Consider the following 22,546-nt stretch of genomic DNA (forward strand, 5'->3'; position numbering starts at 1 on the left):
AGCTCGGCGTGACGGCGCCAGGGTCAGGCTTCCCTCAGTCGAACAGCTCCAGCCGCCAGGCGTCGAAGGCCGGCTCCTCGTAGGGGTGGGCCCGCTTCAGCGCCGCGATTGCCTCGCGGATCAGGGGATCCTCGCACACCAGCTCCACCTTGAGCTCCTCCACCCGCTCCAGTTCTCCGACCCGCCCGATGTGCGGGTCGGCGCCCTCCAGCGGCCGGAACTGCCCGGTGCCTCGGGTCTGGAAACAGCACGCCTCGTAGTCACCGATGCGCCCGGCGCCGGTGGCGAATACCGCCTCCTTGACCGCCTCGGCGTCCTCCACGGGGACGAAGAAGGCCAGCTTGTACATGATCGCTCTCCTCGACTGTCTGTCATCCACTCCCTTGTGCCATACCCCGGGCCGTCTCGTCAGCCTCTCGCCTGCCGTCGAAAAAAAATTCTGCGACAGGGGTGAACTTCTTGTTCAATACATGTACAAATAAGTTGACCTGTACAGCTATGCGGCAGTCGCCGCCGGGTCGTTCCCCTGACCACACCAGGCCCTCTGCCGGGGCCACCGTGAACGAGGTGAGACCATGATCCACAAGAAGATGAAGACCGTTGGCTGGATGACCGCCGCTGCCGCAGGCGTGCTGCTTTCCGCCGCCGCCCAGGCCGACCATCACGGAATGAAGAAGGATATCGTCGATACCGCCGTGGAAGCCGGCCAGTTCGAGACCCTGGTGGCCGCGGTGCAGGCCGCCGGCCTGGTCGAGACCCTCAAGGGCGAGGGGCCCTTCACCGTATTCGCTCCCACCGACGAGGCCTTTGCCGCCCTGCCCGAGGGAACGGTGGAGTCGCTGCTGGAGGAGGAGAATCGCGACCAGCTCCAGTCGATCCTCACCTACCACGTGGTGTCCGGCAAGATCATGGCCGAGGACGCCATGGCCGCCGACAGCGCCACCACCCTCCAGGGCCAGGACCTGACCATCACCACCATGGATGGCAGCGTGATGATCGACGACGCCACCGTCATCCAGGCCGATATCGAGACCAGCAACGGTGTCATCCACGTGATCGACAGCGTGCTGATGCCTGAGTGAGTCCCAGCGGTAGACCGCTGACCTGCTAGTCCATGCTCTGTCCCTGCTTGCCGCCCCGCCCCGGGCGGCTTTTTTGTGCGCGGTACTTGAGGTCGATATTATTTCAATTAAATCGAAAGTTTAATCCAAAATAAGCCTCTTTTGTTCGATATGGTCGATCTATTAACATGCTTATCACCATCCGGGGCGCACCTTGCGCGGTTACCGATCTCGATCGCGACGCCCATGGATTCGCGCCACGCCATACCGATACCCAGGAGGTTCATCATGACACTCAAGTCGATTTTCCCCGCGGTCCTGATCGCCGCCATGCCCATGGCCGCCCAGGCCGGTCAGGCATCCACGCTGACCCTGCAGTTGAACGAGCCTCTGTCGAACTCGTCATCCTTCCAGGGAACCGCGACGAATGTACCGCCGCTTTCCGCGGCCTTTGAGCGCGAGGGAAGCAGCGCCGCCATGGCCAAGGCGCGCGCGCACCTGGAGGCTCGCTATCATCGGGTCACCGACATCGAGTTGACCGGCGACCCCCTGACGCCGGCCCGTGAGGCGACCACCTGAAGGCGACAATTTTGCCAGGGTGAATCTGCAGCCTGCATCGATAAATTCGCTCGTTGGGATGTAAACAATTCATCAGAAAACACATGTACTACTGCTATGTTTTCGTGGGGCGAGCCTCGTTGGTTCCATAACGGGCGACGAGGATGAAAGACGCGTAGGTCATTAGCCTCACGGACCTACAGGAGACGCTTGATGGCATCGCTTACCCAGGCAATTGCCCGTCTGTTCGGAAGATCGACGGCCCGCAACAACCGCGAGCAGAACACCACCGAGGAGATACAACCCATGACCAAGGTACTGGTTCTCTATTACTCCATGTATGGCCATATCGAGACGATGGCCAACACCATTGCCGACGGCGCACGCCGGGTCGACGGCGTCGAGGTGACGGTCAAGCGCGTGCCGGAGACCATGGACCCGGAAGCGTTGGCGTCAGCCGGTGGCAAGTCTGACCAGCAGGCCCCGGAGGCGTCTCCCAAGGAACTGGCCGACTACGATGCGATCATCTTCGGCACGCCCACGCGCTTCGGCAACATGGCCGGCCAGATGCGTACCTTCCTCGACCAGACCGGTGGCCTGTGGGCCGATGGCGGCCTGGTGGGCAAGGTGGCCAGCGTCTTTACCTCCACCGGCACCGGGGGCGGCGAGGAGATGACCATTACCTCCACCTGGACCACCCTGGCCCACCACGGGATGATCATCGTGCCAATCGGCTATGCCACCCCGGAGTTGTTCGATATCTCTCGGGTCGGCGGCGGTACTCCCTATGGCGCCTCCACCATCGCCGGTGGCGACGGCTCGCGCCAGCCCGATGAGCGGGAACTGACCATCGCCCGCTTCCAGGGCGAGACCGTGGCCAAGGTCGCGGCCCGGCTCAAGGCCAACGGCTGATTCCTTTCAGCGCTCCTGTCATATCGGGTGTTATCAGTCGGCAAGGTCCCGCGCCGCGGGCCTTGCCGACCTTTTTACTATGGAGAGGAAGCATGAACCTGCGTCTCGCTAATGAGCGCGGTCTTGCCAATCATGGCTGGCTGCGCTCGCGGCACACCTTCTCGTTTGCCGACTACTTCGACCCCGACCACATGGGGTTCAGTAAGTTGCGTGTCATCAACGAGGATCGCGTCCAGGGCGGGGCCGGCTTCGGCGCCCACCCGCATCGCAATATGGAGATCATCTCCTATGTCCTGGCGGGCGCCATGGCTCACAAGGACAGCATGGGCAACGGGGCCGTCATGCGTCCCGGTGATGTCCAGCGCATGTCGGCCGGCACCGGGGTGTTGCACAGCGAATTCAATCACTCCGACAGCGAGGAACTCCACTTCCTGCAGATCTGGATCGAGCCGCTGCAGCGGGATATCGCGCCCAGCTACGAACAAAAGGCCTTTCCGGCACAGGAACGGCAGGGACAATGGCGGCTGGTGGTCTCACAGGAGGGACGTGACGGCTCCGTCAGCGTGAACCAGGACATGAATCTTCATATCGGGTTGTTCGATGCCGGCCAGCAAGCGGAGGTGCCGCCCTTGCGTCACGCCTGGTTGCATGTCTCCCGGGGAGAGGCGCGGGTCAATGGCCGGCGGCTGGTGGCCGGGGATGCGGCGTCCTTCGAGCCGGGGGAGCCCCTCGAGGTGGTGGGTATCGAAGCGGCCGAGGTCCTGCTCTTCGATTTGCCGTGAGCGCCCAGGCGCCGTCGGGTGTTGATTGTTGATCCGGTCATCAGTTGCGATATTATTAGCGTTAAAAATACATTTCTGTTTGTATATAAAAGGGGCCGCATGGTGCAGGTACGAGCCTGGGTATTGGGTGGGTTGCTGCTTGGATTGACGTCGCTTGTGCATGCGCAGCAACCGGCATCGGGGTTGCTGACGATTAAATCCGAGAACGACAGCTATTCCGTCTTCAGCGATTCGGATGGGCACTATACCAACGGGGTCGAAGCCATCTGGTCATTCGAACCCGAGGCGCAGCACTGGCTTCACCGGGTCGCCGCCATCCTACCGGGCTGGCGTGACAGCGGGCTGGATGGCGGGGCGTATCGTCTGACACACCAGATGTATACCCCCGAGGAGATCCGAATCCCCCGCCTGGTCGAGGACGACCGCCCCTATGCGGGCCTGTTGCTGGGCGGTATCTCGCTCTTCGATAACGTGCCACATGCTGGCTGGCGGGAAGCGCGAAGCCTCAACCTAGATGTTGGCCTGGTGGGGCCGGCCTCGGGGGCCGAGTTGCTCCAGCGCGAGTTCCACGAGGTCATCGCCGCGGACAAGCCGCGTGGCTGGGATCATCAGCTGAATAACGAGCCGGTGGTCAACCTGGCCTACAAGCACACCTGGATCGATCGCGCTTCAGTGGCGGGGCTCGACCTGGAGTACGGTCCCCGGCTGGGCTTCGCGTTGGGGAACCTCTACACCTACGCCGCCTCGGGCCTCGGGTTGCGTCTCGGCTCCAACCTCGATGCCAGCTTCGGCATCCCGGCCATCGCCCCGGCCCAGGGCGGCTGGTCATACTTTCGACCCGACCAGGACTTCAACTGGAGTGCCTTCGCCTCTCTGGAGGGGCGCTACATAGCCCACAACCTGCTGCTCGACGGCAATACCTTCGAGGATAGCCACTCGGTGGATCGCGAGGAGTGGGTGGGGGATGCCTTGATTGGCGTGGCGCTGTCCTGGGATCGCTGGCAGCTTTCCCTGGCTCACGCCTGGCGCACCAAGGAATTTGCCTCCCAGAATGCCCACCACGCCTTCGGGTCGCTCACCCTGTCGCGCTGGTTCTGAACGGTCGCCATCGATAAGTCCGAAGCGGCGGTGTTGGCGTAAGCCCCTCACTGCAGCGAGCGACGCGGCCGCGACAGGGCGATCATCAGGAAGACGCCGCCCCTTGACGCCCATCGCCACGACGGCAAGCCTGGGGCTCCTGGCCATGACGGGAGGAGACAGATGGAGTCGAGTCTGCAGAGCTGCCTGGCCGCAGCCGGGCTGACGCCGAGAGGTGAGCTCGAGCCGCTCTCGGGTGGCGATATCGCCGCGGTCTATCGCCTGGCCACCGACCATGGCGAGGTGGTGGTCAAGCGTGACGCCGCCGAGCGCCTGGCGGGTGAGGCCGATGGGCTGCGTGCCCTGGCGGCGGCAGGCTCAGGACTGGTGGTGCCCGAGGTGCTGGCCGAAGGCGATGGCTGGCTGGTGATGGAGGCGCTTGAGGTGGCACCCGGTCGCCGTGATCCGGTGGCCCTGGGCGAGGGATTGCGACGGTTGCATGAGGCTACCGAAGAGCCCCATGGCTGGCCTTGTGACAACGCCTGCGGGCGGACTCCCCAGCCCAATGCGCCGCTATCCGATGGCCGTGCCTTCCAGCGCGAGCGTCGGCTGCTGCCGCTGGCCGAGGCGTGCCATGCGAAAGGTCTACTCGATCATCGATTGCGCGCCCGGGTGGAGGCCATCGCCCACGGTCTGGAGGCATGGCTGCCTGATGCCCCGGCGAGCCTGGTGCATGGTGACCTGTGGTCAGGCAACGTACTCTTCACTCCGTCGGGACCCGCGCTGATCGACCCGGCGGTCTATCGCCACTACCCGGAGGTGGACCTGGCGATGCTGACCCTGTTCGGTGCACCGGGCGAGGCCTTCCTCGAGGCCTACTGGGATGGCGAGCCACCAGTGGAGTGGCCGCGCTGCGAGACGCTGTTCCAGCTCTACCCGCTGCTCAACCACCTGCTGCTGTTCGGCGGCGGCTATCGTGGAGCCGTGGAACGTGCGGTAGCGCGGCTGGAGGCCGGCATATCGTGAATGTTACTGCAGCGAGCGACGCAGGCGTGACAGGGCAATCACGAAGAAGCCGGCACCGATGGCGGCCAGGGCCAGCAGTTGGGGCCAGATAACCGCGACCCCGGCGCCGCGGAACAGCACCGCCTGGGCCAGTTGGATGAAGTGGGTGGTGGGGGCAGCGAGCATGATCTGCTGCACCAGCTCGGGCATGCTCTCGCGGGGTGTCATGCCACCGGAGAGGATCTGCAATGGGATCAGCACCAGGATGATCAGCAGGCCCAGCTGAGGCATCGAACGGGCCAGGGTGCCGAACAGGATGCCCATGGAGGTGGTGGCGAAAAGGTGCAGAGCGGCGCCGAGCAGGAACAGTTCCACCGAGCCTCGCACCGGCACCTCCAGCCAGCCCTGGACTACCAGGCGCAGGGCCAGCGCCGAGGCGACCAGCACTACAGCGGCCATGGACCATACCTTGGCCAGCATAATCTCCAGTGGCGTGACCGGCATTACCAGCAGGTGCTCGATGGTGCCGTGTTCTCGTTCGCGGATCAGCGCAGCCCCGGTGAGGATGATCGACAGCATGGTGATCTGGTCGATCACCGAGTTGATCGCACCGAACCAGGCACGATCCAGGTTGGGGTTGTAGGCGGTGCGTATCACCGCCTCCACCGGCATGACCGGTTCGGCGCGGTGGCGGGCCAGGAACTCGGCCACCTCGGCGTTCATGATCTGCTGTATATGGCCGGCGCCGGTAAAGGCCTGGGAGACCTGGGTGGCGTCGACGTTGAGCTGGATTTCGGCACCGCGCCCACCTAGCAGGTCGCGCTGGAAGTCGGGGGGAATGTCCAGGGTGAAGGTAAAGCGACCACTATCCATGCCAGTGTCCATCTGTTCCCGGGTAATTGATTCGGGGGGTAGGAAGTAGGGCATTTGCAGGGCGTCGATCAGCCGCCAGGAGAGGGCCGAGGCGTCTTCGTTCACCACCCCGACGGTGGCGCGATTCGGCGACTCGGGGACGGCCGTGGCGCTGGTATGGATATCCAGGCTGAAGGCATAGAGGATCAGCAGTACCATCGCCGGGTCCCCGGCCAGGCTGCGCAGCTCCTTGATCCCCAGCTGCAGGATATTGCCCAGTGATGGCATTTTATTTCTCCTGGTCGCGTAGGCCGGCCACGCTGGCCAGCGTCAGTAGCGGAATCGCCACCAGCAGCGGCACGAAGTAGGGCCACAGCTCGGTGAAGCCCAGGGCCTTGGAGAATACTCCCCGCGTGATGATCAGGAAGTGCGTGGTGGGGTAGGCCTGGCCGACCAGGGCACTGATGCCCTCCATGGCCGAGACCGGGTGGAGCATCCCCGAGAATTGCACCGCTGGGATCAGGGTGAGAACCGCGGTGCCGAAGATGGCAGCTATCTGGCTGCGCAGCAGCGATGAGATCAGCAACCCCAGGCCGGTGGCACACAGCAGATAGAGCAGGGCGGCCAGGCCAAGGGTTGCCAGGCTGCCGCTGATGGGGACCTTGAAGACCCATACCGAAAGTGCCACCAGGGTGACGAAGTTGACCATGCCCATGGCCACGTAGGGCAGCTGCTTGCCGAGCAGGAACTCGGTACGGGTGACCGGCGTGACATAGAAATTGGTGATCGATCCCATCTCCTTCTCGCGCACCACGCCGAGCGCGGTGAGCATGGCCGGAATCATCATCAGCAGCAGTGGAATTACCGCCGGCACCATGGCGGGCAGGCTCTCCACTTCTGGGTTGTAGCGATAGCGAAGGACGATCTCCACGCCCGGGGTTGCCATGGGTGCCCCCGACTCGCGAGCCAGGGTCTGCAGGTAGTGGGCGTGCAGGCCCAGGGCGTAGCCCTTGATGGTATCGGCTCGGGTGGGCATGGCACCGTCGATCCAGAAGGCAATCTCGGGAACCGCGCCGCGCTTGAGGTCACGACCGAAGCCGGGTGGGATCTCCACCGCCAGGCTGATATCGCCACTGCGCATTCGTGCCTCCATCTCGGCCTGGCTGGTCAATGCCGGGCGTTCGGTGAAGTAGCGCGAACCGGACAGGTTGAGGGCATAGGCCTGGCTGGTGGTGGTTTGGTCGTGGTCGAGGACCGCATAGTCGAGGTTCTCGACATCCAGGCTGATGCCGTAGCCGATGATGAACATCAGCAGTACGCTGCCGAACAGGGCCAGGATGCCGCGCAGTGGGTCGCGGCGCAGCTCCATGCTCTCCCGCCGGGCGTAGCTCATAAGACGCTTGAGACTGAAGGCCGGCGGATCGCGCTGGGGAGCGTTCGACCCGGTTGCACGGGGCGTGGCCTGCAGGTCGGCGGGAGGCTCGTCGGAGGCCTCCTCGAGCCAGGCGATAAAGGCCTCCTCGAGGGTGTCGGTACCGCGCTCCTTGCGCAGTGCCTCGGGAGTGTCACAGGCCAGTACACGCCCCGCGTGCATCAGCGAGATCCGATCGCAGCGCTGAGCCTCGTTCATGAAGTGGGTGGAGATGAAGATGGTCACGCCCTCTTCACGCGAGAGCCTGACCAGTTCGCGCCAGAAGGCATCCCGGGCCACCGGGTCGACTCCGGAGGTAGGCTCGTCGAGGATCAGGATCTCGGGACGGTGCAGCACGGCCACGGCCAGGGAGAGCCGCTGCCGAATGCCCAGCGGCAGCCCACCCGACAGGCTGTCGGCAACCACTGTCAATGCGAAGCGCTCGAGCATCTCCTCGATACGCGCCTCGTGTTCAGCCTGGGGCAGATGGAAGAGCCGCGCGTGCAGGGCGAGGTTCTGGCGCACACTTAGCTCGCCATACAGGGAGAATGCCTGGGACATGTAGCCCACCCGGCGTCGGGTCGCCAGATCCCGGGGATCGACCCGCTGGCCGAACAGCTCGGCCTCGCCTTCGCTTGCCGGCAGCAGGCCGGTGAGCATCTTCATGGTGGTGCTCTTGCCGCAGCCGTTGGAGCCCAGGAAACCAAAGATCTCACCACGCTCGATGCGGAAGTCCACGCTGTCAACGGCGGTGAAGTGGCCGAAGCGCTTGGTCAGCCCGCGGGCCGCGATGGCGATGCTGTCGCTGGCGGTGCGTTGCGGGATGCTGATGGGGTGATGCTGGCGGCGCCTCGCCTCGGGCAGCAAGCCGATGAACGCGTTCTCCAGATCGTGCGTCCCGGTGCGTTCCAGTAACTCTGCAGGCGACCCGCTGGCCAGTGGCCGGCCGGCATCCATGGCGACCAGGTGATCGAAGTGCTGGGCCTCATCCATATAGGCGGTGGCAACGATCACGCTCATTTCCGGGCGCGCTCTGCGGATGCCCGCGATCAGCGCCCAGAACTGACTGCGTGATAGCGGGTCGACGCCGGTGGTGGGTTCGTCGAGAATCAACAGGTCAGGGTCGTGGATCAGCGCACAGCACAGCCCCAGCTTCTGTTTCATGCCGCCGGAGAGCTTGGCCGCCGGTCGCTCAGTAAAGGAAGCCAGCCCCGTGGCGCGGGTCAGTGTCGCGATACGCCGATCCCGTTCGGCGCCATCCTGACCGAACAGCCTGCCGAAGAACTCGAGATTTTCGCGTACCGATAGGGTGGGGTAGAGGTTCCGACCCAGTCCCTGGGGCATATAGGCGATGCGCGGGCAGGTCAGGCGCCGGTGGTGGGCATCGCGCATATCACCGCCCAGTACCACGATTTGACCCTGCTGCAGGCGTCGAGCCCCGGCGAGCAGCGCCAGCAGGCTGGACTTGCCCACCCCGTCGGGGCCGATCAGGCCGACCATCTGGCTGGCCGGAAGATCCAGGCTGACATTGTCCAGGGCGAGGGTGTCGCCGTAGCGCTGGGTCACGCCCGTGATGCTCGCCACCGGGACTGCCTGCTGCGGACTCATGGCGTGACTCGTATCTCGAGGGTGTCGGGCCAGTCGGCAGCGTCGTCGAGCTTCAGGTAGGCCAGGCCCGGCAGCCCAGTCTTGACCTGTTCGATATGGCGGCGCAAAAGCTCTGGATCGATCCTGGCGCGTACGCGGAACATCAGCTTCTCGCGCTCGCTCTCGGTCTCCACGCTCTTGGGGGTGAACTGGGCGACGCTGGCCACGTAGCTGACCCGGGCGGGGATCACGTACTCCGGCGCGGCGTCCAGCACCAGGCGGGCCTCGTCGCCGATGGCTACGCGGCCCGCCTCGCGGGTGGGCAGGAAGAAGGTCATGTAGACGTTGGTGAGATCGACCAGGTTGAGCACCTTGCCCCCGGCCCCCAGTACCTCGCCGGGCTCGGTGATCCGGTACTGCACGCGGGCCAGGCGGTCCGCCGTCAGCACGCTGTCATCCAGGTCGGCCTGGATACGCGTCAGGGTCGCCTCACTGGCCTCGACCTGGGACTGGGCTTCTATGACCTGTGACTCGGTGGCGCGGATGGCGGCACGGGCGGAGAGTACCTGGGCATTCGCCGAGGCCAGGCCAGCCTGCTGACTCTGCCAGGCGGCCAGGGTGTCGTCGAACTGCTGTCGCGAGATGGCATTACGCTCCACCAGGCTGGTGGCGCGCTCGTAGCGCTTGCGCGCTGCTTCGAGCTCGGCCTGGCGCTGGCTGACCACCGCCTGGGCGGCGCTCAGCTCGCTCTCGCGGAGTGCCACCATGGCCCGGGCCGTTTCCAGGGCATTCTCGGCGCGGCGCCGCTGGGCCTGGGCCTGGGCGAGTTCGGCCTCCAGGGTTGCGGTATCCATGCGGGCAACTGCTTGGCCGGTCTCGACGATCTCGCCTTCGTCGACCAGTACCTCAGCAAGGCGGCCGGGAAGCCGCGTGGCAACATCGATCTCGGTGGCTTCAATTCGGCCATTTCCCGATGTCAGGCTCGGATGTTCGGTTTCCGGCTGCAGCGCCCACCAGGCTACCCCTGCCAGCAAGGCAAGCGCTGCCATGACAAGGACCACCTTCAGCAAGCGCCCGGTAACGCGTTTGTCCATGCCGATTCTCCCCATTCCTTAAACTCCCTTGATGATGCACGTTATCCGCCGGAGGTGCCATGAGCTATATCAAGGAGCTGTGGCATCCTGATGATCTACTGGTCCTCCAGAACCTCTATCGCCCAGCCTGTCAGAACTTCGGCGAGCTCATCGCTTGCCACACCGAAGGACATCACCGCCGCCTCGGGCGTGGCGTCGCTGGCCTCGGCCATGGTCTCGAAGCGGCGGCTGGCCAGCAGCTTGCGACTGGATTCGTCGATCAACTGGGCGTCCAGGCGCACCACGGCCCGGCGAGTATCGCCGTCGAGGCGCAGGTGAAAGGCGGCAATATGGCCGCTCAGGACCGCGTCGCTGCGTGCGTTGCTGTTATCGTCGATGACGCCGTCCAGGCGTCCCGCATGACGAAAGGCCTCGAGCAGTCGCTCCTGCAGAAGTCGTGGGGCATCGTCCCGCCAGCGCACGCCGGCCCAGGCCTCGTATTCGTCCGGGGCGGGCATCACCAGCAGCTGGTTGCCGCCGTGAGGCGCGCTGGCGGTAAGCGAATCGATGCGCAGGGTAGCGCTTGTGGTCGGGCCCGAGGCATCGATATCGGTACCCCCGGGCAGGGCGAACAGCCGCTGGGGCTCGCGCTCGGGCAGGATCGTGCAGCCGGCCGCAAGCACCAGCAGCAGGGCCAGCAGCGTGGGGGCAAGGTGGCGTGGGCTCATGGGCTGGACTCTCATGGCGTGTGCGTTCAAGGGGTGTACTTTCAAGGATCGTACTTTCAAGGGTCGTATTGGGGCAGCGGGTCGCGGCCCAGCAGGGCGTCGGCGGGGCTCTCCTCGAGGCGCCGCACCAGGCGGTTGAGGGCGCGCAGCGCGGCGTGCAGTTCCCGCATGGCAGGATCGAGCTCGCCGATGCCCTGCAGCCCCTGGGCGATATCCTGTTCGTGGTCGGCGGTCAGGCGGGCCAGCCGGCCGGCACCCTCTTCCAGGGAGGCCATGGCGCGTTCGGCGCGGCTCAGAGTGCGCTGGCCCTCCGCGTCGAGCAATCGGTCGGCACGCTCGCCAAGCCGGGCGTAGGTCGCAAGCGTCGCCTCGGCCTGGATCAGAGTGGCTTCGACGCGCTCGCCGAGGGCCGCCAGGTCGAGCTCGTCGCCGGAGAGGCGGGCGGTGGCCTGCTCCAGGTTGGCCAGGCTCCGCGACAGGTGCGCGACGTTGTCGTCGGAGAGCAGCTCGCTGGCGCCATCGAGCAGGCGATTGAAGCGGATCATCAGCTGTTCGCTGTTGCTGAGCAGCGAGCTCAGCGGCGAGGGGTCTGCCTGGATCAATGGCGGGTCGTCGCGGTCGCCCTCCAGGCGCTCGCTCTCCGGGGTTCCGCCGGAGAGCTGGATGTTCATGCTGCCGGTGATATTGGCCAGGGCCAGGCTGGCGCGGGTGTCGGCCTTGATGGGGATGTCGCCGTAGACGCGGATCAGCGCCCGCACCTGGCGAGGATCCTGGGGATCGAGGCGCAGTTCGACCACATTGCCTACCTCGATGCCGCTATAGTTCACGGCGTTGCCCTCCGCCAGTCCGCTGACGGCACGGTTGAAGCCGACCTCATACCAGGCATAGTCACGGTCGACACTGGACTTGCCGAGCCACAGCGCGAACAGCAGCGCGCCACCCAGGGCGAGCACGGTGAACAGGCCGATCAGCACATGATGGGCACGTGGCTCCATGGTCAGCTCTCCTTGGTGGCGTGGGCGGCCTCCCGGGCCGAGCGGCCCCGGGGGCCGTGGAAGTAGTCGCGGATCCAGGCGTCGTCGGTGGCCGCCACCCGCTCCAGGCGGTCGGCCACCAGCACGCGTCGCCTGGCCAGCACCGCCACCCGGTCGCAGGCGGTGTAGAGGGTATCCAGGTCATGGGTGACCAGGAAGACGCTCAGCCCCAGGGCATCGCGCAGGGTCAGCAGCAGCCGGTCGAAGGCGGCGGCGCCGATGGGGTCCAGGCCGGCGGTGGGCTCGTCCAGGAAGAGTACCTCGGGATCCAGCGCCAGGGCGCGGGCCAGGGCGGCGCGCTTGATCATGCCGCCGGAGAGCTCCGTGGGGCGCTGGGCGGCGGCCTGGGCCGGCAGGCCCGCCAGGGCCAGCTTGAGCCGCGCCAGCGATTCGGCCTCCGGGCGTGGCAGGCCGGCATGCTCGATCAGCGGCAGGGCGACGTTCTCGGCGAGTGTCAGGGAGCTGAACAGCGCCCCGCGCTGGAAGAGTACCCCGAAGCGCTGCTCCAGGCGCGAGCGCTCCTGCGGTTCCAGGCTCAGGAGGTCCTCGCCGAACACCTCGATGCGCCCGGCGCTGGGTCGCAGCAGGCCGACGATGCTGCGCAGCAGCACCGACTTGCCGGTGCCGGAGCCGCCCACCACGCCGAGGATCTCCCCCGGGTAGAGGGCGAGGTCGAGCCCCTGGTGGACGACATGGCGCCCGAAGCGGTTCTCCAGGTCGCTGACCCGGATCAGCGGGGCCTCGTTCGGCGTGGCGCGTGTCTCGCTCACCAGCCCATCTCCATGCAGAACAGCGCGGCCACGGCGTCGAGCAGGATCACCATGAAGATCGACTGCACCACGCTGGAGGTGGTGTGCTCGCCCACCGACTGGGCGCTGCCGCTCACCTTGAAGCCCTCCAAACAGCCGATCACCGCCACCACGAAGGCGAACAGCGGCGCCTTGCCCAGCCCCACCAGGAAGTGCTGCACGGCGATGTCGCGCTCGAGGATGGCCAGGAACTGCACCGCGGAGATGTCCAGGGCCACCAGGCAGACCAGCGCACCACCGAGGATGCCGCTGAGCATGCCCACGAAGGTCAGGATGGGCAGGCTGATGGTCAGCGCTACCACCCGCGGCAGCACCAGCAGCTCCACCGGGTCGAGGCCGAGGGTGCGCAGGGCGTCGAGCTCCTCGTTGGCCTTCATGGCACCTAGCTGGGCTGTGAAGGCGCTGGCAGTGCGCCCGGCGAGCAGGATGGCGGCGAGGATCACGCCGAACTCGCGCAGGAAGGCGTAGGCGACCAGGTGCACCGTGTAGAGGGTGGCGCCGAAGTCGCTCAGCACCGTGGCGCCGAGGAAGGCCACCACCGCCCCCACCAGGAAGGTGAGCAGGGCGACGATGGGCAGCGCATCGAGGCCGGTCTGGTGCACCTGGGCCACCACCGAGGTGAGGCGCCAGCGGCGGGGCCGCAAGAGGGTGGCGGCCAGGGTGGCGAGCACCTGGCCGATGAAGCCGAGCAGCAGCTTCTGCTGATGGGCGATGCCCGCCACGCGCTGGCCGATGTCGGCCAGCGGGCCGCGCAGGGGATGGCGGCGCGGCCTGGCGGGCGCCTCGCAGCGGGTGAGCGCCTCGCCCACCGCACGCAGCAGGGCGCGCCGCTCGGCGGGAAGCGCCGGCGCCCAGTCGTCGATGCCCGCCAGGCGCTCGGCGCCGGTAAGCTCGGCGAGCAGGGCGGCGCCGGCGGTGTCCAGGGCGCCGATCTCGGCCAGGTCTACGGGGGCCTCGGCCCGCACCCGGTGCGCCTCATCGACACGCCGGCGCAGGCGGGCATGGTGCGCGAGGGTCCAGTCGCCGTGCGGGCACGCCGGCCCCGGCGCCAGGGTGAGCTCGCCCGGCCCCGCTGCCACCTCAGGCCACTCCCGCAGCGAGGAAGCGGCGCAGCGGCTCGACCTGGCTGTCGCGGTCCAGATAGGGAGCGTGGCCGCAGCCGTCGGCCTCCAGGGTCACCAGGTCGGGGCGCGCCTCGGCCATGCGCGCGAGCGTCTCGGCGGCGAGCAGCGGCGAGAGGCTGCCGCGGATCGCCATGCTGGGGCAGGCGAGGGCGTGCCAGTCGGCCCACAGGTCGCGGGGGGTGTCGTTGGCGAACTGCGCGGTGATGGCCGGATCGTAGTGGAAGGTCCAGCGCCCGTCCGGCAGGCGCCGGGCACTCTCCAGGGCCAGGCGGAGCCAGGTGTCGTCGTCGGTGATGCCGAAGCCGGCATAGTGATGGCGGAGCTCCGCGGCGAGCTCGCGGAAGGTCGCGAACTCGTGGGAGCGGGAGAAGTAGTCGGCGAGCTCCGCCAGGCCCGCCGGGGCGAGCTCGGGGCCGATGTCGTTGAGCACCAGGCGCTCGATGCGTCCGGCGGTGGCGGGCTCGGCGGCCAGGCGCAGGCCCAGCAGGCCACCCATGGAGGTGCCGAGCCAGGCCACCCGCTCCAGCGCGAAGTGGTCGAGCAGCGCCACGGCGATCTCGGCGTAGCGGGCGTAGGTGTAGTCGCGCTCGGGGCGGGCCGACCACGAGGAGAGGCCGCGCCCCGGGGTGTCCGGGGCCAGCACGCGCCACCCGGGGCCGAGCCTGTGGGCGAGCTCGGCGAAGTCGCCGCCGTGGCGGGCCAGGCCGTGCCAGGCCACCAGGGAGCGCGGGGCATCGGGGTGCCAGATGCGCACCGCCACCTCGAGATCGTCTAGGCTGAACCCATCAAGTCGCTGCATGCTGTCTCTCCGCGCCGGGGCGTCCACGATATGCCATATTCGTCCTCGATGATAAGGTGGCAGCCGCGCCTGAACATGCGACAATGTATGTAAATCACCCCCATCGATCGAGGATGAGCCGATGACGTCTTCCCGCCTTCCACGCCAGTCGGGCCCCGCCGGCGCGCCGGGCCTGCGCCGCGCCCTGCTGCCCCTGCTGGTGGCCTCTGCCCTGGCCGCCCCCGCCCAGGCGGCGGACCTGCTGACCATCGCGCAGGACGCCCTGGACAACAACGCCGAGCTCGCCGCGGCGCGCTCCCAGACCAGCGGCGTCGAGGCGGGGCGTGACGTGGAGCGGGCGGACCTGCTGCCCCAGGTGAGTGCCTCCGGCAACCTGACCCACAATCGGCAGTACGAGTCGCAGTCCACGCCGGGACAACTCCAGGGGGATGACACCATCAACCGTGTCGGCGTCACCCTCGAGGCGACCCAGGCGCTGTTCAATGCGCTGGAGTCGCGCCAGGTGGAGCGCAGCGAGCGCGAGATCGACCAGCAGCTCTACCGCCTGGCCGCCACCGAGCAGGGGGTGCTGATCGAGGTGGCCAGCGCCTATTTCGAGATCCTGCGCGCCCATGAGGTGCTGGAGGCGCGCCGTGCCCAGGAACGCGCCATCAATCGCCAGCTGGAGCAGGCCCGCGAGCAGTTCGAGGTTGGGCTGATCGCCATCACCGAGGTGGAGGAGGCCAAGGCGGCCTTCGACCAGGCCAGGGCGATCCGCATTGCCGCGGAGAGCGACCTGCAGGTGCGCTTCGAGGCCCTGGAGCGGCTCACCGGCCAGCGCTACGAGAGCATCGACGCCCTGGGCGAGGAGCTTGCCATCGCCCCGCCGACGCCCAGTGATCGCAGCAGCTGGGTGGAGCTTGCCATGCAGAACAACCCGCTGGTGCTGGCCAGCCAGGCCGGCATCGAGGTGTCGCGCAGCGCGGTGGAGATCGCGCGTGCGGGACGTCTGCCGACGGTCAACGCCTTCGCCAACTACAGCTATGCGGACAGCGATGCCGACCGCGTCGATGGCCATGACTCCAGCAGCCAGGTCGGCGTCGGCGTCAGCCTGCCGCTCTATACCGGGGGGCGCACCAGCGCCTCGGTGCGCCAGAACACCTACCTCCTCGAGGCCTCCCAGTATGACTTCGAGGACCAGCGCCGCAGTACCATCCAGAACGTGCGCTCCAGCTACACCCGGGTGACCAACGACGTCGCCACCGTGGAGGCGCGCGCCCAGGCGGTGGTCTCCAACCAGAGCGCCCTGGATGCCACCCGCGCCGGCTACGAGGTGGGCACCCGCAACATCGTCGATGTGCTCAACGCCGAGCAGAACCTCTACAACGCCATCGCCGAGCTGGCCGGCGCCCGCTACGACTACGTGATCAACCTGCTGACCCTGCGCCAGCAGGCCGGGACCCTGGACGAGGCGGCGCTGGCCGAGGTCAACGCCTGGCTCGGTGACACCACCGTCGCCTTCCAGCTGCCGGACGATGCCGGCGACCCGGTGATGGATATCGGCGAGCCGCCCACGCCCTAGGGTCGCCGCCTGTCACGACCACTGGCCGCCTGGGGTTTGCTTAGGCGGCTAATGTTTACATCCATACAAGAATGAATGTAAGATTCGTTCCACCTTGACGCCATAACGGGAATCCCACGCACATGAAGACTGCATTCCGATTCGGGCGGGCGAGTCTCCTCGTCCTGGTCGCCGGCCTGTTCCTGGCCGCCTGTGGTCAGGAGGAAGCGCCTGCGCAGGCCCAGCAGGGCGCCGGCCAGGAGCGCCCGCCTCACCCGGTGGAAGTGGCCGAGCTGGCCCGCCGGGATGTCGCCCTGGAACGCTCCTACCCCTCGCTGCTGCGCAGCGACGACGAGGTCACCCTGGTGGCGCGAGTCACCGGCACCCTGGAGCGGCGCCACTTCGAGCCCGGCGAGATGGTGGAGGAGGGCCAGGTGCTCTACTCCATCGAGCCGGACGTCTATCAGGCGGCGGTGAACCAGCGCGAGGCCGACCTGCAGAGCGCCCGCGCCGAGCTGGAACGTGCCCAGCGTGACGCCAGCCGCTTCGAGCGCCTGCTCAGCCAGAACTCGGTGAGCCGCCAGCAGGTCGACCAGGCGCGCTCGGAGCTGGGCGTGGCGCGGGCGGCGGTGGCCCAGGCGGAGGCGGCCCTGGCCAGCGCGCGCATCGACCTGGACTACGCCGAGGTCACCGCGCCCGTGTCGGGGATGATCAGCCTCTCCCGGGTCAACGTGGGCAACCTGGTGAGCAACGGCACCGAGCTTGCCACCATCACGCCGCTGGACCCGCTGGAGGTGCGCTTCCAGCTGCCCCAGCGCGATGCCTTCGAGCTCCGCCGCCAGCTGGACGGCAGTGGTGATATTGCCGATATCGCTGCGGTGCTGCAGGTGCCCGGCCTCGATGGCGGCGCCGGAGAGCGCCTCGAGGGACGCCTGGACTTCCTGGGCTCTCGCGTGGAGGAGGGCACCAGCACGGTGCAGGCTAGCGCCACCTTCGCCAACCCCGAGGCGCGGGTGCTGCCCGGCCAGTTCGTGCGGGTGAGCCTCGAGGGGCTCAAGCGCTTCGAGGTGCTGGCGGTGCCCGAGATCGCCATCGGCCAGGGGCTGATGGGGCCCCAGGTGTTCATCCTCGACGAGGAGAACATCGCCCGCGCCCGGCCGGTGGACCTCGGTGAGGTGGCCGGCCCCTGGCAGGTGCTGCGCGGCGGCGTCGAGCCCGGCGAGCGGGTGGTGGTCGGCGACCTCGCCGGCATCGAGCCCGGCACCACCATCGACCCCCAGCCCTTCGACGGCGATGCCCAGGCGCTCATGGAGCGTGCCATGCAGGCCCGAGAGCAGCAGCAGGGCGGCGGCGCGGCGGCGCCGGGTGGCCAGCCGGCCCAGGGTGAGGCGGCCCAGCAGGCGACCGTCGGCGACGCCGCTGACGCGCCCGAGGCGGATGGGGGCGAAGGCTGATGCCGTTCTCCAACTTCTTCATCAAGCGGCCGATCTTCGCCACGGTACTGGCGATCATCCTGACGGTCATGGGGGTGGTCAGCATGCGGGTGCTGCCCATCGAGCAGTATCCCAGCGTGGTGCCGCCTACCGTCTCGGTGCGCGCCCAGTTCCCGGGGGCCGACGCCGAGACGGTGGCCCAGACGGTGGCCGCCCCCCTGGCCGAGGCGATCAACGGTGTCGAGGACATGCTCTACATGACCTCGACCAGCGGCGACAACGGCTCCATGAGTCTCAACGTCGCCTTCAACATCGGCACCGACGGCGACATCAACACCATCAACGTCAACAACCGGGTGCAGGGGGCGCTCTCCCAGCTGCCCGAGGCGGTGCAGTCCCAGGGCGTGACCGTGGAGCTGCGCTCGAGCTCCATCCTGATGCTGGTGGCGCTGATCTCCCCCCAGGGGGACTACGACAAGGTGTTCATGCAGAACTACGCCACCCTCAACATCCTCGATGAGCTGCGCCAGGTGCCCGGCGTCGGGGATGCCACGGTGCTGGGGGGCGGCGAGTTCGCCATGCGCATCTGGATGGATCCGGACAAGCTGGCCCAGTACGACCTGACCCCCACCGAGGTGGCGGCGGCGATCCGTGCCCAGAACACCGAGGTGCCGGCGGGCAGCCTGGCCGGCACACCGCAGGCCGATCCTCGCGCCTTCACCTACACCATCACCGCCGGCGGACGCCTCAACGACGTCGACGACTTCCGCAACATCTTCCTGCGCACCAACCCCGACGGCTCCTCGCTGCGCCTGCAGGACGTGGCGCGCATCGAGCTGGGGGCCTCCTTCTACGGGGTCGACGCCAAGCTCAACGGCGGCGCCATGACGCCGATCATCATCAACCAGCAGCCCGGGGCCAATGCCCTGGAGACCGCGCAGCTGGTGAGCGAGCAGATGGCCGAGCTGGAGGGACGTTTCCCCCCGGGGCTGGAGTACGTGGTGCCCTACGACACCACCCTGTTCATCGGCGCCTCCGTGGATACCGTCACCAAGGTGTTCATCGAGGCCTTCCTGATCGTCGGCGTGATCCTGTTCATCTTCCTGCAGAACTGGCGCTTCACGGTGATCGCCATGTCGGTGGTGCCGGTCTCGGTGTTGGCCACCTTCGCCGGCTTCTACATGTTCGGCTTCTCCATCAACCTGCTGACGCTGTTCGCCCTGGTGCTCTCCATCGGCATCGTGGTGGACGACGCCATCCTGGTGGTGGAGAACGTCGAGCGGGTGCTCGGCGAGGACGAGGAGATCAGCGTCACCCAGGCCACCATCCGTGCCATGAAGGAGGTCGGCGGCCCGGTCATCGCCACTTCGCTGATCATGGCCGCGGTGTTCATCCCGGTGGCCTTCCTGGGCGGCTTCACCGGCCAGATATACCAGCAGTTCGCGTTGACGGTGGCGATCTCGGTGGCCTTCTCGGCACTGATGGCGCTGACCTTCACCCCGGCCCTGTCGGCGGTGTTCATCAAGCACAAGGCGCAGATGGGCGAGTCGAAGCTGATGCGCGCCGTGAACACGCCCCTGCGCCTGTTCGACAGCCTGTTTGCCGCCATCACCGCGGGCTACATGTGGGTGGTCAGGGTGTTGGTGCGCTTCTGGGGGCTGGCGCTGCTACTCACCGGCCTCACCATCGGTGGCTCCTGGTGGCTCTACCAGATCACCCCCTCGTCCCTGGTGCCGGAGACCGACCAGGGGGTGGTGCTGGCCAGCGTGCAGCTGCCGGATTCCGCCTCCCTGGCGCGCACCCAGGCCTACATGGCCGAGCTGAGCAGCCGCATCGAGGCGATCGAGGGGGTGGAGTACAGCTCCGCGGTGGCCGGCTACGACATCCTCTCCAGCGCCGTGAACACCGCCCGCGGGGTGATGTTCATCAACATGGTGCCCTGGGACGAGCGCGAGCTCACCGCCGACGAGCTGGTGGGCAGGATCATGCAGCTCGGCGCCCAGGTGCCCGGCGGCTCGGCGATGGCCTTCAACGTGCCGCCGATCATGGGGCTCTCCACCACCGGGGGCTTCACCGGCTACCTGCAGTCCTTCGAGGGGGCGAGCTCCCAGGAGCTGTTCCAGGCCTCGGTGAAGGTGATGCAGGCGGCCAACCAGCACCCGGCGCTGCAGCGCGTCTTCACTACCTTCAACGTCAACGTGCCGGGCTATCGGGCGGAGATCGACCAACAGAAGGCGCTCAGCTACGGCGTGCCGCTGCAGCAGCTCAACGCCACGCTCGCCAACACCTTCGGCAACGGCTTCGTCAACTACTTCAGCTACCAGAACCGCAACTTCCAGGTCTACCTGCAGAACGAGGACGAGTTCCGCAAGACGCCGGACGACATCGCCAACGTCTATGTGCGCGGCGGCAACGGCGAACGCATCCCGCTCTCGGAGTTAGTGACCCTGGAGCGCCAGGCCAAGCCGGCGGTGGTGTCACGCTTCGGCGTCTACCTGGGGGCCCAGTTCCAGGGCGGCCCGGCGCCGGGCTACAGCTCCGGCGAGGCGATCGCCGCCATGGAGCAGATCGTGCAGGAGGAGCTCGGCAGCAACTGGGGCATGGGCTGGACCGGCACCGCCTACCAGGAGAGCGAGGCGGGCAACGCCGCGGCCCTGGCGATCATCTTCGGCCTGCTGATGGTGTTCCTGATCCTCGCCGCCCAGTACGAGAGCTGGTCGCTGCCGCTGGCGGTGCTCACCGCCACGCCCTTCGCCTTCCTGGGGGGCATCGGTGGGATCGTGCTGCGTGGGCTGGACACCAGCGTCTACGTGGAGATCGGCATGCTGGTGGTGGTGGGCCTGGCGGCCAAGAACGCCATCCTGATCGTCGAGTTCGCCGAGTTGCAGCGCAAGGAGCTCGGCAAGACGATCCGCGAGGCGGCCATCAGCGCCGCGGAGCTGCGCTTCCGGCCCATCGTGATGACCTCGCTGGCCTTCATCTTCGGGACCCTGCCGCTGGCCCTGGCCAGCGGGGCCAGCGACGTGAGCAGCCACCACATCGGCACCACGGTGGCGGTGGGCATGGCCTCGGTGGCGGTGCTGGGCAGCTTCTTCATCCCCAGCTTCTACGCCATGATCGCCAGCATCTCCGACTGGCTGCGGCGCAAGCTGGGCGGCAAGCCCGACCCGCAGGCGGCCTCCGGCGAAAGCGGCTAGCGAGCGTCGCATCGCCTGTCCGACGCACCAAGGGGCGCCTCAGTGAGGCGCCCCTTGCCGTGTCGGGGCGGGTGCCAGGACCCATGATCCAGGTCATGGGCCTCGCCCCACGGGGCGCGATGGATCGACTATAGTGAGGGGCAGGAGTTGATTCGTCGGCTAAGCATTACCGCGAGGAGGTCGCCATGGAATTCGTCATCGAGCTCGCCCTGAGCTTTCCCGTCGTGGTGTTCAGCGTGCTGATGCCGCTGGTACTCCTCTACTGGGTGCTGGTGGCGCTGCGACTGGCCCCGCTGGAGCTCTTCGAGCATGACAGCCTCAAGGGGGATTACCTCGCCAGTTCCCTGGTGGCGCTCGGCTTCGCCGGCGTGCCGGCCTCCTTCTCGCTGTCGGTGCTGCTGCTGCTGGCGGCGGCCATCACCCTGGCGGCGGAGCTCGCGCTACTGCGCTGGTTCGACCTGGGGCTGTTCCGGGTGCCGCTGGGCGTGGCGGTGCTGTGGGCGGCCTTCGCCATCGCCTCGCCCCTGGCCGCGGCGCTGTGCGGCGCGATGCGCAGCTGGTTCCACCGGCACCTGCTGGGGCACCAGCGCTGCCTGCTGGGCGAGCGAGTCGAGGTGATGGGGGAGCCGGATGCCGAGGGCTGGGCCCGCGCGCGGCTGCTCGATGACCCGGCGTGTGAGGTGCGCCTGCACGGCAAGCCGGACAGCATGCCTCGCGCCGGGGAGCGTCGCGTACTGGTGAAGTTCGTGGCCGAGGAGGGGAGCTATCGCAGCGTCGACGCCGGGGAGTTCCGCGAGGCGCGGGCGCACCTCAACCGGTTGCGCCTGGCGTCGAACCCGTGAGGTGCGCCTGGGGCGGGGCCTGGTCGCTTGCCAGCAGGGAGAGCTGGCAGGCCACCAGTCGGCCCCCTTGGTCGAGCAGGGAGTAACGCTCCTCGTTGCGTAGCCAGTCATGATAGAGGCCGCTTAGCAGGCTCTGCATCAGCTGAGCGGCGACTTCGGCGGTGAGCCCGGGGCGCAGCTGCTGGCGACGGGCGGCACATTCGAAGTAACTCAGCAGTGCGCCGAGGGCATCCTCGGCCATCTCGTTCTGCATCGCCAGCGGGTCGATATCGCCGAACACCTCGCAGTGGTGGATCAGGATGGCATGCACACGCCGGTAGCGGGGCTGCTCCAGGCGTTCGAAGCCCTTCAGCAGGGCCAGGCGGATGGCCTCGAGGGGCCGCTCCGACAGGCTGGCATCATCGATTTCCCTGACCAGCTCCTGGAAGGGCACCCTGACCCGCCCCAGCATTGCCCGAAAGAGGTCGGCCTTGTTCCTAAAATGCCAGTAGACGGCGCCGCGGGTCATCCCGGCGTGGCGGGCGATCTGTTCCAGGGAGGTGCGGGCGACCCCCTTCTCCAGGAACACCTCCTCGGCGGCGTCGAGCAGCGCCTCGCGGGTGGCGGCGGCCTCGGCCTTGGTGCGTCGGGCCATGGGGCGAGCCTCGTGCGGGAAAGGATGCCGACATTCTACCCGAACCTGCCGGCTTTTACATGCATGGGTGTATGCCAGGAGGCCCGGT

General features: G+C 67.4%; 21 protein-coding genes. 11 read left to right on the forward strand and 10 right to left on the reverse strand.

Features of this window, described 5'->3' with window-relative positions:
- Positions 1–34 precede the first annotated feature (34 nt).
- A complete protein-coding gene (locus BLP95_RS02495) occupies positions 35–349 on the reverse strand; it encodes a YqfO family protein (protein ID WP_089676798.1) in 315 nt (104 codons plus the stop codon).
- 226 nt (positions 350–575) lie between these two features.
- Between BLP95_RS02495 and BLP95_RS02500 the strand changes: the two genes are divergently transcribed.
- The 6 genes from BLP95_RS02500 to BLP95_RS02525 all read left to right on the forward strand — a co-directional run bounded on the left by BLP95_RS02500 (position 576) and on the right by BLP95_RS02525 (position 5,416).
- Positions 576–1,082 (forward strand): fasciclin domain-containing protein, encoded by a 507-nt coding sequence (locus tag BLP95_RS02500; protein WP_089676800.1) that lies wholly within the window; start codon positions 576–578, stop codon positions 1,080–1,082.
- Between the two features lie 267 nt (positions 1,083–1,349).
- A complete protein-coding gene (locus tag BLP95_RS02505; RefSeq protein WP_089676802.1) occupies positions 1,350–1,640 on the forward strand; it encodes a hypothetical protein in 291 nt (96 codons plus the stop codon).
- Positions 1,641–1,925: 285 nt separating this feature from the next.
- A complete protein-coding gene (wrbA, locus tag BLP95_RS02510; protein ID WP_089676804.1) occupies positions 1,926–2,531 on the forward strand; it encodes an NAD(P)H:quinone oxidoreductase in 606 nt (201 codons plus the stop codon).
- A gap of 92 nt (positions 2,532–2,623) precedes the next feature.
- Positions 2,624–3,313: a pirin family protein gene (locus tag BLP95_RS02515; RefSeq protein WP_089676806.1), complete on the forward strand. Its 690-nt coding sequence runs from the start codon at positions 2,624–2,626 to the stop codon at positions 3,311–3,313.
- A 99-nt stretch (positions 3,314–3,412) separates the two neighbouring features.
- Positions 3,413–4,411: a lipid A deacylase LpxR family protein gene (locus BLP95_RS02520; RefSeq protein WP_089676808.1), complete on the forward strand. Its 999-nt coding sequence runs from the start codon at positions 3,413–3,415 to the stop codon at positions 4,409–4,411.
- A gap of 162 nt (positions 4,412–4,573) precedes the next feature.
- Positions 4,574–5,416 (forward strand): fructosamine kinase family protein, encoded by an 843-nt coding sequence (locus BLP95_RS02525; RefSeq protein ID WP_023005160.1) that lies wholly within the window; start codon positions 4,574–4,576, stop codon positions 5,414–5,416.
- 3 nt (positions 5,417–5,419) lie between these two features.
- Here the strand turns inward: BLP95_RS02525 and BLP95_RS02530 are convergent, their stop codons facing one another.
- The 3 genes from BLP95_RS02530 to BLP95_RS02540 are packed head-to-tail and all read right to left on the reverse strand — an operon-like array spanning position 5,420 to position 10,099.
- Positions 5,420–6,535, reverse strand: coding sequence for an ABC transporter permease (locus tag BLP95_RS02530; RefSeq protein ID WP_023005161.1), 1,116 nt, complete (start codon positions 6,533–6,535; stop codon positions 5,420–5,422).
- A gap of 1 nt (position 6,536) precedes the next feature.
- Positions 6,537–9,266, reverse strand: a complete 2,730-nt coding sequence (rbbA, locus tag BLP95_RS02535) for a ribosome-associated ATPase/putative transporter RbbA (RefSeq protein ID WP_089676810.1) — start codon at positions 9,264–9,266, stop codon at positions 6,537–6,539.
- Positions 9,263–10,099: an HlyD family secretion protein gene (locus tag BLP95_RS02540; protein ID WP_483788307.1), complete on the reverse strand. Its 837-nt coding sequence runs from the start codon at positions 10,097–10,099 to the stop codon at positions 9,263–9,265. Before BLP95_RS02540 ends, rbbA begins: the two co-directional genes overlap by 4 nt.
- Before the next feature lie 12 nt (positions 10,100–10,111).
- Between BLP95_RS02540 and BLP95_RS17040 the strand changes: the two genes are divergently transcribed.
- A complete protein-coding gene (locus tag BLP95_RS17040) occupies positions 10,112–10,402 on the forward strand; it encodes a hypothetical protein (protein WP_245678664.1) in 291 nt (96 codons plus the stop codon).
- Positions 10,403–10,434: 32 nt separating this feature from the next.
- Here the strand turns inward: BLP95_RS17040 and BLP95_RS02545 are convergent, their stop codons facing one another.
- The 5 genes from BLP95_RS02545 to BLP95_RS02565 are packed head-to-tail and all read right to left on the reverse strand — an operon-like array spanning position 10,435 to position 14,812.
- Positions 10,435–11,046: an ABC-type transport auxiliary lipoprotein family protein gene (locus BLP95_RS02545; RefSeq protein WP_176760213.1), complete on the reverse strand. Its 612-nt coding sequence runs from the start codon at positions 11,044–11,046 to the stop codon at positions 10,435–10,437.
- A gap of 56 nt (positions 11,047–11,102) precedes the next feature.
- The gene (locus BLP95_RS02550; protein WP_023005165.1) at positions 11,103–12,041 is read right to left on the reverse strand and encodes an MlaD family protein; all 939 of its coding nucleotides are present in this window, start codon (positions 12,039–12,041) and stop codon (positions 11,103–11,105) included.
- Positions 12,042–12,043: 2 nt separating this feature from the next.
- Positions 12,044–12,853: an ABC transporter ATP-binding protein gene (locus BLP95_RS02555; protein WP_425402534.1), complete on the reverse strand. Its 810-nt coding sequence runs from the start codon at positions 12,851–12,853 to the stop codon at positions 12,044–12,046.
- Positions 12,847–13,968 carry an MlaE family lipid ABC transporter permease subunit gene (locus BLP95_RS02560; protein ID WP_176760214.1) on the reverse strand — a complete coding sequence of 374 codons (1,122 nt, stop codon included), beginning with the start codon at positions 13,966–13,968 and terminating at the stop codon, positions 12,847–12,849. Before BLP95_RS02560 ends, BLP95_RS02555 begins: the two co-directional genes overlap by 7 nt.
- Position 13,969: 1 nt before the next feature.
- A complete protein-coding gene (locus BLP95_RS02565; protein ID WP_089676820.1) occupies positions 13,970–14,812 on the reverse strand; it encodes an alpha/beta fold hydrolase in 843 nt (280 codons plus the stop codon).
- 121 nt (positions 14,813–14,933) lie between these two features.
- Between BLP95_RS02565 and BLP95_RS02570 the strand changes: the two genes are divergently transcribed.
- The 4 genes from BLP95_RS02570 (at position 14,934) to BLP95_RS02585 (ending at position 21,824) form a co-directional block, all read left to right on the forward strand.
- Positions 14,934–16,373, forward strand: a complete 1,440-nt coding sequence (locus tag BLP95_RS02570; protein ID WP_089676821.1) for a TolC family outer membrane protein — start codon at positions 14,934–14,936, stop codon at positions 16,371–16,373.
- A gap of 122 nt (positions 16,374–16,495) precedes the next feature.
- Positions 16,496–17,806 (forward strand): efflux RND transporter periplasmic adaptor subunit, encoded by a 1,311-nt coding sequence (locus tag BLP95_RS02575; RefSeq protein WP_089676823.1) that lies wholly within the window; start codon positions 16,496–16,498, stop codon positions 17,804–17,806.
- Positions 17,806–20,982, forward strand: coding sequence for an efflux RND transporter permease subunit (locus tag BLP95_RS02580; RefSeq protein WP_089676825.1), 3,177 nt, complete (start codon positions 17,806–17,808; stop codon positions 20,980–20,982). Before BLP95_RS02575 ends, BLP95_RS02580 begins: the two co-directional genes overlap by 1 nt.
- Before the next feature lie 185 nt (positions 20,983–21,167).
- The gene (locus tag BLP95_RS02585; protein ID WP_089676829.1) at positions 21,168–21,824 is read left to right on the forward strand and encodes a hypothetical protein; all 657 of its coding nucleotides are present in this window, start codon (positions 21,168–21,170) and stop codon (positions 21,822–21,824) included.
- Here the strand turns inward: BLP95_RS02585 and BLP95_RS02590 are convergent.
- Positions 21,793–22,458: a TetR family transcriptional regulator gene (locus tag BLP95_RS02590; RefSeq protein WP_089676831.1), complete on the reverse strand. Its 666-nt coding sequence runs from the start codon at positions 22,456–22,458 to the stop codon at positions 21,793–21,795. The genes BLP95_RS02585 and BLP95_RS02590 overlap by 32 nt on opposite strands.
- Positions 22,459–22,546: the final 88 nt, after the last annotated feature.

Source organism: Halomonas shengliensis, assembly GCF_900104135.1.
Classification (GTDB): domain Bacteria; phylum Pseudomonadota; class Gammaproteobacteria; order Pseudomonadales; family Halomonadaceae; genus Halomonas; species Halomonas shengliensis.